Here is a 5,982-nt window from a genome sequence, read left to right as displayed (position 1 = left end):
CACCTCGACCGGATACCGGTGCCCCTTGCACGACGGCGACATGCCCTCCACGGACGACCCCCTCCACCGCGATCAGCCCGAGGATCCTCCCACCCTGTCAGCCAACGTGACAGCGCCGTCGCGACGACCCCACCGGATACTGAATTCCCTGCCCAACCACGACTTCGACGTCAACGAGGCGGCCGTTCCCTGGCAGATCCTCACCGAGGCGGGCCATGAGGTGGCTGCGGGTCGTCTGGCCGTCACGGCAGCCGTCCAACACCCACAAGGGTCACAGCAGGGCCACTTGGCCCAGGCTTGCTTCACCCGTCGGGTCGGTGCACGCTCCGGGCTGCGCCGCACAGCGTGCACAGTATGACCAGTTTGCCGGTTTTGAGTAGATGGTCGCCGGGTATCCAGAAGGCCGGAAGATCGCCGCTGTGTGAGCGCAGGAAAGGAAGTGGATCACCATGACGAGTTCAGCTGGGCTGAAGAAGGTACTGGTCACAGGAGCGGGTTCCGGCTTCGGGCATGAAGTCACCATGCGGCTGGCAAAGAAGGGATTTGACGTCGTCGCCGCAGTGGAGATCTATGCGCAGGTCCAGACGCTCAAGCGACAAGCGGCTGAGCGAGGAGTGAGCCTGCAGGTCGAGAAGCTCGATGTCACCAACGACGGCGATCGCCGGAAAGCTCTGGCGTGGAACGTTGAGATCCTGGTTAACAACGCGGGCATGGGCGAGGGGGGCTCCACTGTTGACATTCCCGCTTTCAACATCCGCAATCAGTTCGAGGTCAACGTCACCGGACCGCTTCTTCTCACTCAGGGGATCGCGAAGCAAATGGCGAAGCGGGGCACCGGAAGAATCGTCTGGGTCTCCTCTCGGGAGGGTCTGAACGTCAACCCGTTTACCGGAATCTATTCCGCCTCGAAGCATGCCGTCGAAGCCATCGCCGAAACCATGGCGTATGAACTCCAAGAATTCGGCATCGAGGTCGCCACCGTTAACCCGGGGCCGTTCCTGACGGGCTTCAACGACCGCATGTTCCAGACCTGGGAGAGTTGGGAGGACAACCCATCCGAGCGGCTCTACGACTACTCGAAGCTCGCTTTCCCTCGATCGCAGTTCGACCCCGAGGCGGTGTACGCCACGATGACCGCAGTCGCGGCCGGCGAGGTCGACAGCTATCGCAACCTGGAGCCCAAGTCGATGATCGACGAGACCAAGCATCTGCAGGAGGTTCCGTGGGATCGAAAGGTCACGGACGGTCTTGGGACTCGACCCCAGTCCATCCAGAACTCGTACGACATGGAGCCTGAGACTCCAGTCTCTGGGTGAATCCCCCCAGTCGCCGACGAGCAGATTCTGCCCGCGACCCCACTCCGAGTGTCCGGACGTCAAGGTCCGGGCGAGCCGAAGCCCTGCTCGGGGGCCAAGCCCCTGCTCGGCCCAGGACAGCCTTCGGCGGTACGCCCGCACCCAAGCCACCGCGCTGGTGAACCGGCCGCAATATCGTGAAAGGACGTCATGCCTACCAGGACCACCATCTTGCAAGACCGATTTCGCAATCGCGGTACTGCCTTCACGCTGGAGCAGCGTGCGAAGCTAGGAATCATCGGCCGGTTGCCGTCCGCGGTAGAGACTCTCGACGAGCAGGCCGCTCGCGCGTACGCCCATCTGCAAGACCAGCCCTCGGACTTGCACAAGTACATCTATCTCAATGAGGTCCATAATCAGAATCAGGTAGTGTATTACAAGCTTTTGGGTGACCACATCGCCGAACTACTGCCGATCGTGTACGACCCCACAGTTGGTGAGGCAATCCAACAGTGGTCGACCGATTTTCGCGACTCACGCGCGGTGTACCTGTCGATCGACCGACCGGAGGACGTCAGGGCCTCGTTCGAGTCACTGGGTCTGAGTGCCGGCGACGTCGACCTGATCGTGGTGTCCGACGCGCAAGAGATCCTGGGTATCGGCGACTGGGGCGTGAACGGGACCGACATCTCGATCGGCAAACTCGCCGTCTACACCGCCGCAGCCGGCATCGACCCCGACCGGGTCATCGCCGTCAACCTCGACGTCGGCACCGACAACGAGCAGCTGCTCAACAGCCCCGCCTACCTGGGCAACCGCCACGCGCGGGTGACCGGCAAACGCTACGACGACTTCGTCGCCCTATACCTCAAGGCGGCTTCCGAGCTCTTTCCCAACGCCCTGCTGCACTTCGAGGACTTCGGTCCGTCGAACGCGCGGCGGATCCTGGTCGAGAACTCCAACACCTACCGAATCTTCAATGACGACATGCAGGGCACGGGCGCGATCGTCATGGCCTCGGTGTTCTCGGCTCTGAAGGTGACGAAGGGACGCTGGGCTGAGCAGCGCCTCGTCGTCTTTGGTGCCGGCACCGCAGGTACCGGGATGGCCGATCAGATCCATGCGGCGATGTTGCGCGACGGCGCCACCGCCGACGAGGCCAAGAGGAACATCTGGCTCATCGATGTCCACGGCCTCGTGACCGACGACATGCAGGACCTGCCGGACTACCAGCAGGTGTACGCGCGCCCGAAGTCAGAGGTCAGCTCCTGGGCCGACGGCGAGATCGACCTGCTCACCACCGTCAGGCACGTCAAGCCAACCATCCTGATTGGCACCTCTACCGTGCCCAACGCGTTCACCGAGGACGTCGTCCGGGCCCTCGCACAGGGGGTGGATCGTCCGATCCTGCTGCCGCTGTCGAACCCGACCAGCCGTACGGAGGTCATGCCGTCCGACGCCGTGCCATGGTCTGACGGCCGGGCATTGATCGCCGTCGGCATCCCCGTGCCGCCGGTCGAGTACAAGGGCGTCACCTATACGATCGGCCAGGCCAACAACGCGCTGCTCTACCCAGGTCTGGGCCTTGGCGCCATCGTCTCCGGCGCGCAACACGTAACCGACAACATGCTGCTCGCCGCGGCCGAGGCCGTGGCCAGTCAGGTCGACGTGTCCAAGCCGGGCGCCTCCCTGCTTCCGTCCGTGAGCAACCTGCGAGCATCGTCAGCCACGGTTGCGATCGCCGTAGCCAAGGCCGCAGCCGCCGATGGAGTGGCGACGAAGTCGCATGACAACCTCGTCCAAGCTGTACAAGACGCGATGTGGCAGCCGGTCTACCCCGACCGACTGCCGCTCGATGCTGCAAGCAACCACTCATGAGCAAGGACAAGACGTCACACCCCGAAATGAGGGAAATTCCCGTCGGCATCGACGCGTCCGGGCAGCGTCAAGAATTCGACAGTATGGGCACAGTCGACGTTCCAGCAGATCATTACTGGGGCGCGCAGACGCAGCGCTCCCTAATCCACTTCTCGATCGGCAACGACCGTATGCCGAAGGAGGTTTACCACGCCTACGGCTACGTCAAGAAGGCCGCTGCGCTCGTCAACAACGCCGCCGGACGGCTACCCGACTGGAAGACGCAGGCGATCGTGCAGGCCGCCGAGGAGACCATCAACGGGGCGCTCGACGATCACTTCCCGCTCTACGTATGGCAGACCGGGTCGGGCACCCAGAGCAACATGAACGTCAACGAGGTCATCGCGAATCGAGCTTCGCAGCTACTCGGCGGCGAGCTCGGCACTCAAAAGCCGGTGGCGCCGAACGACGACGTCAACATGGGTCAGTCCAGCAACGACAGCTTTCCCAGCGCCATGCACATCGCCTCGGTGCAGGAGATCGACGACCACCTCCTGCCTCAGGCCAAGGAGCTTGCCACCGCACTGGAGGCCAAGGCCGACCAGTGGGAAAGAGTCGTCAAAATCGGGCGGACACACCTCGAAGACGCCGTGCCGCTGACCGTGGGGCAGGAGTGGTCCGGCTACGTCGCCCAGCTGCGCGCCTGCATCGAGGAGATTGCACACGCGAGAGAGGGCCTGTTGGCGCTAGCTCTCGGCGGCACCGCCGTCGGGACAGGACTGAACGCCCCGAAGGGCTTCAGCCGGAATATCGCAGTCCAGATCGCCGGGCTGACTGGTAAACCTTTCATCACGGCGCCGAACAAGTTCATGGCCCAGGGGTCCCTCGACCCGATGGTGCGGGCTCACGGCGCACTGCGCGGGCTGGCCGTCGCCCTGATGAAGATCGCCAACGACATGCGGTGGCTGGCGTCCGGGCCGCGAACCGGATTCGCGGAACTGCTGCTGCCACAGAATGAGCCCGGCTCCTCGATTATGCCCGGCAAGGTCAACCCGACCCAGTGCGAGGCGATCGTGATGATCGCGATCCAGGTGCTCGGCGATGACTCCGCAGTGGCGTTCGCCGGTAGCCAAGGCAACTTCGAGCTCAACGCGATGCGCCCGGTGATCATCAACAACTTCCTGCACTCCGCCCGCATTCTCGCCGACGGGATGGAGAAGTTCCGGATCTTCTCCGTCACCGGCACCAAGCTCAACCAGGACAAGATCACGCAGTACGTTAACGAGAGCTTGATGCTCGTCACGGCACTGAGCCCCGTCATCGGCTACCAGAACGCCGCGCACATCGCCGAATCCGCGCTCGCCAATGGTCAGACTCTGAAAGAATCCGCCGTGGCCAGCGGTCACGTCGACGAAAAGACGTTCGACTCGATCGTCGACCCGCTCTCGATGATCGGTGACGGGGTGTCCGGGGCCTGACCCTGTCCCGCAAGCTGCGCAAGCTCGACATCGGTCCGCGCCGCGACCGCGAGGCGGACCGCCTCGTCAAGCGCCTGAAACTCAAGTACGCCGACCTGCCCAAGGGTTGGAGGCGTCAACCGACCCGCCGCCTCCAGCCCGAGATCATCAGACTCCTCCCCAGATTGGTTTAGGAACTCAAGCAACGGCATTGGCGGGCGCTCACAGGGTGTGTCAATTTAAATTGACACACCCGGCGGACAGGTTCGGGCGGGAACAACAGCAGCGGCACGTACTACGCCAACTGCGATGCTGTCCGCGCAGCCGGCGCCGCGCCCATCCACGCCGGGGACCCCGGCTATGGACGCCATCTCGACCGGGACGGCGACGGGGTCGGTTGCGAACAGCCGTGCTGCGGCAGTAGAGCGGCTTGTCTGTGTCATGCGGGGCTGCCGTCGGGGTGGTGGTTGATCCACGCGAGGCCTCCGATGTCGAGGCGGTGGCGGGCTCGTGTGACCGCTACGTAGGCGAGTCGGGCTTCGCCGTCGTCGATGGGTCCGGGGAGTGGCTGGCCCTTGTCGTCGTGCTCGTCGCTGTCCGGCGGCGGGGTGAAGTCGTCAGCGATAGAGCTGGTCGAGGCCGCCGACGAGAAGCAGCTGAACAAGACCATCGCCCGCTACGGCCGTGTCGATCTTTTGTGCATTGATGAGCTCGGCTACATGGAACTGGACCGCCACGGAGCCGAACTTCTCTTCCAGGTTCTGACCGAGCGCGAGGAGAAGAACAGCGTCGCCATCGCCTCCAACGAGTCTTTCGGCGGCTGGACCAAGACGTTCACCGACCCCCGCCTCTGCGCGGCCATCGTCGACTGCCTCACCTTCAACGGCACCATCATCGAAACCGGCACCGACTCCTACCACCTCGCCACCACCCGAGCACGAGCCGAAGCGCCCTCCAAGGCCAGCTGACGACCGACGACCCTGTCTCAACGTTCGCCGCCCTCACGTGGGCGGCGATCCGTCACGCTGGTGCATCCGCCGCCATTCCCGGTGACTACCTGTTGTCGGAGGAAAGGCATAAAGTACGGCGCCAAGTACCTGCAGCCGTCAAGAATGTTCGTACGACCACCACTTCGCAGGCACTCTCGTTCGACACGGCTGCCGCCAGCTACGCTGCGAACCGTCCTTCATACCCGTCCGAGTTGCTCGACGCGGTCGAGGAACTCACCGGCTGCCCGTTGGAGGGCGCTCGCGTCGCCGACATCGGGGCTGGCACCGGACTAGTAGGGCTTTGTTAGGTTCTGTGGTGGGGTTCGGGGGTTGGTGCGGGTTGGCCGCATATCGAGCAGGCGCCGGTCCAGGTGGCCAGGAGGG

3 protein-coding genes and 4 pseudogenes are annotated in these 5,982 nt (G+C 63.9%); 6 read left to right on the top strand and 1 reads right to left on the bottom strand.

Going from position 1 to position 5,982, the window contains the following annotated elements:
• Positions 1-449: 449 nt before the first annotated feature.
• From ABZ826_RS38695 to ABZ826_RS38680, 4 genes and pseudogenes are all read left to right on the top strand, one after another.
• Positions 450-1,316, top strand: a complete 867-nt coding sequence (locus ABZ826_RS38695; RefSeq protein ID WP_361459195.1) for an SDR family oxidoreductase — start codon at positions 450-452, stop codon at positions 1,314-1,316.
• A 189-nt stretch (positions 1,317-1,505) separates the two neighbouring features.
• Positions 1,506-3,173: an NAD-dependent malic enzyme gene (locus tag ABZ826_RS38690; protein WP_361459193.1), complete on the top strand. Its 1,668-nt coding sequence runs from the start codon at positions 1,506-1,508 to the stop codon at positions 3,171-3,173.
• Complete coding sequence (gene fumC, locus ABZ826_RS38685) at positions 3,170-4,630, top strand: class II fumarate hydratase (RefSeq protein ID WP_361459191.1); 1,461 nt, start codon at positions 3,170-3,172, stop codon at positions 4,628-4,630. Before ABZ826_RS38690 ends, fumC begins: the two co-directional genes overlap by 4 nt.
• Before the next feature lie 287 nt (positions 4,631-4,917).
• A pseudogene (locus ABZ826_RS38680) lies at positions 4,918-5,136 on the top strand (excalibur calcium-binding domain-containing protein); the annotation flags it as partial.
• Here ABZ826_RS38680 and ABZ826_RS38675 read toward each other — a convergent pair.
• Positions 5,049-5,234: pseudogene (locus tag ABZ826_RS38675) on the bottom strand (DNA helicase); the annotation flags it as partial. The pseudogenes ABZ826_RS38680 and ABZ826_RS38675 overlap by 88 nt on opposite strands.
• A 1-nt stretch (position 5,235) precedes the next feature.
• On the opposite strand from ABZ826_RS38675, the pseudogene ABZ826_RS38670 reads away from it, so the two are divergent.
• Together ABZ826_RS38670 and ABZ826_RS38665 are read left to right on the top strand one after the other, a co-directional pair.
• Positions 5,236-5,577: pseudogene (locus ABZ826_RS38670) on the top strand (ATP-binding protein); the annotation flags it as partial.
• 92 nt (positions 5,578-5,669) lie between these two features.
• Positions 5,670-5,891: pseudogene (locus tag ABZ826_RS38665) on the top strand (hypothetical protein); the annotation flags it as partial.
• Positions 5,892-5,982 lie beyond the last annotated feature (91 nt).

The organism is Streptomyces sp. NPDC047515 (assembly GCF_040643055.1).
GTDB lineage: Bacteria > Actinomycetota > Actinomycetes > Streptomycetales > Streptomycetaceae > Streptomyces.
The sequence above is the reverse complement of the archived record's forward strand: the minus strand, read 5'-3'. Positions and strand labels throughout refer to the sequence as shown.

Coding starts and splice junctions, on each gene's coding strand:
- ABZ826_RS38695 (WP_361459195.1), top strand. CDS start 450: ATGACGAGTTCAGCTGGGCTGAAGAAGGTACTGGTCACAGGAGCGGGT.
- ABZ826_RS38690 (WP_361459193.1), top strand. CDS start 1,506: ATGCCTACCAGGACCACCATCTTGCAAGACCGATTTCGCAATCGCGGT.
- fumC (WP_361459191.1), top strand. CDS start 3,170: ATGAGCAAGGACAAGACGTCACACCCCGAAATGAGGGAAATTCCCGTC.